General features: G+C 69.6%; 2 protein-coding genes. Both read right to left on the bottom strand.

Annotated features, from left to right (window positions below; genetic code table 11):
- Positions 1–326 (bottom strand): biotin/lipoyl-containing protein (locus ACYVE9_RS24130; protein WP_461030005.1); only part of this gene is annotated, 326 nt, incomplete at its 3' end.
- 97 nt (positions 327–423) lie between these two features.
- Complete coding sequence (gene lpdA, locus ACYVE9_RS24135; RefSeq protein ID WP_461030006.1) at positions 424–1812, bottom strand: dihydrolipoyl dehydrogenase; 1389 nt, start codon at positions 1810–1812, stop codon at positions 424–426.
- Between the last annotated feature and the right edge of the window lie 325 nt (positions 1813–2137).

The following is a 2137-nucleotide window of genomic DNA, read 5'->3' on the forward strand; positions in this document are numbered from 1 at the left end:
TGCGGCTCGGGCTGCGCCTGCTGCGGCTCCGGTTCGGACTGCTGGGCCGGCTCGGCGGCCGGCGCGGCGGCCTCGTCGTCCGCGGCGGAACCGTCGTCGATCAGCGCCAGCTCGGCGCCCACCTCGACAGTCTCGTCCTCGGCGACCTTGATGGACGACAGCACACCGGCGACCGGCGCCGGGATCTCGGTGTCGACCTTGTCGGTGGAGACCTCGAGCAGCGGCTCGTCGGCCTCGACGCGCTCACCCTCGGCTTTGAGCCATCGGGTGACGGTGCCCTCGGTGACGCTCTCGCCGAGCGCCGGAAGGGTTACGGAAACCGCCATGGTTTCGGTTGCTCCTAACGGTGGGGTCTCCCCGGTCCGAGCGGACTCGCCCAGCCCGGGAAGGTACGAATGTGGTCCTGCGTCGCGCCCGGACGGCTCAGTCGTGGGAGTGCAGCGGCTTCCCGGCCAGGGCCAGGTGCGCCTCGCCGAGGGCTTCGTTCTGCGTCGGGTGGGCGTGGATGAGCTGCGCGACCTCGGACGGCATCGCTTCCCAGTTGTAGATCAGCTGTGCCTCGCCGACCTGCTCGCCGAGCCGGTCACCGACCATGTGGACGCCGACCACGGCACCGTCGCGCACCTGGACGAGCTTGATCTCGCCGGCGGTCTTGAGGATCTTGCTCTTGCCGTTGCCGCCCAGGTTGTACTTCAGCGTCACGACCTTGTCGGCGCCGTACACCTCCTTGGCCTTCGCCTCGCTGATGCCCACCGAGGCGACCTCGGGGTGGCAGTAGGTGACCCGGGGGACACCGTCGTAGTCGATGGGGACGACCTTCTGGCCGGCCAGCCGCTCGGCGACGAGGATGCCCTCGGCGAAGCCGACGTGGGCCAGCTGGAGGGTGGGGATCAGGTCGCCCACCGCGGAGATGGTCGGCACGTTCGTCCGGCAGTACTCGTCGGCGAGGACGAAGCCGCGGTCCATCTCGACCCCGGCCTCCTCGTAGCCCAGGCCCTGCGAGACCGGGCCGCGGCCGATGGCGACGAGCAGCAGCTCGGCCTCGTACTCCTTGCCGTTGGCCAGGGTGACCTTGACGCCGTTCTCGGTGTACTCGGCCTTCTCGAAGAAGGAGCCCAGGGAGAACTTGATGCCCCGCTTGCGGAAGGCGCGCTCCAGCAGCTTCGAGCTGTTCTCGTCCTCGGCCGGCACCAGGTGCGGCAGACCCTCGACGATGGTGACGTCGGTGCCGAAGGACTTCCAGGCGGAGGCGAACTCGACGCCGATGACCCCGCCGCCGAGCACGATCGCGGACTGCGGCACGCGGTCCATGACCAGCGCGTGGTCGGAGGAGATGATGCGGTTGCCGTCGATCTCCAGGCCCGGCAGCGAGCGCGGCACCGAACCGGTGGCCAGCAGGATGTGCCGGCCCTCGTAACGGGTGCCGTCCACGTCGACCGAGGTGGGGGAGGACAGCCGACCCTCACCCTCCACGTAGGTGATCTTGCGGGAGGCGATCAGGCCCTGGAGGCCCTTGTAGAGGCCGGCGATGACGCCGTCCTTGTACTTGTTCACGGCGACCATGTCGATGCCCTCGAACGTGGCCTTGACACCGAACTCGTCGCTGTTGCGTGCGGCGTCGGCGACCTCGCCGGCGTGCAGCAGTGCTTTGGTGGGGATGCAGCCGTTGTGCAGACAGGTGCCGCCGACCTTGCCCTTCTCGATCAGGGCGACGTCCAGGCCCAGCTGCGAAGCTCGCAGGGCGGCGGCATAACCGCCGCTACCGCCTCCGAGGATCACTAGGTCGAAAACGGTGCTGGCGTCGTTCGCCACGTCACGTCCTCCATGCATGGGTGCGCCGGAGCCGGTCGGCTATGACCGGCGGCGGCTGTATGTGCGGCCGCTTCTTGCTTCGGCCCTTCGGGTTCAGCGGGCCCCTGTCCTGCCGGTACAACATCTTCGCACTTGTTGGCGGGCAGTGGGACGCCGGGCCGGGGTCCGAGGGGTGAGTACCGGGTCGTACCGCCGCAAGGGCGACACTTCGGGCGCTTCTACCGGCAGGTACACGACCGGGATCGCTCTCGGCGAACACGTCGCCGGTTCGGTCGCGCCGCGCCCGCCCGGCCACGCCCCGGCGCGGAAGTGCCGGGGCGCAGCG

This window comes from Streptomyces sparsus, from assembly GCF_054776295.1.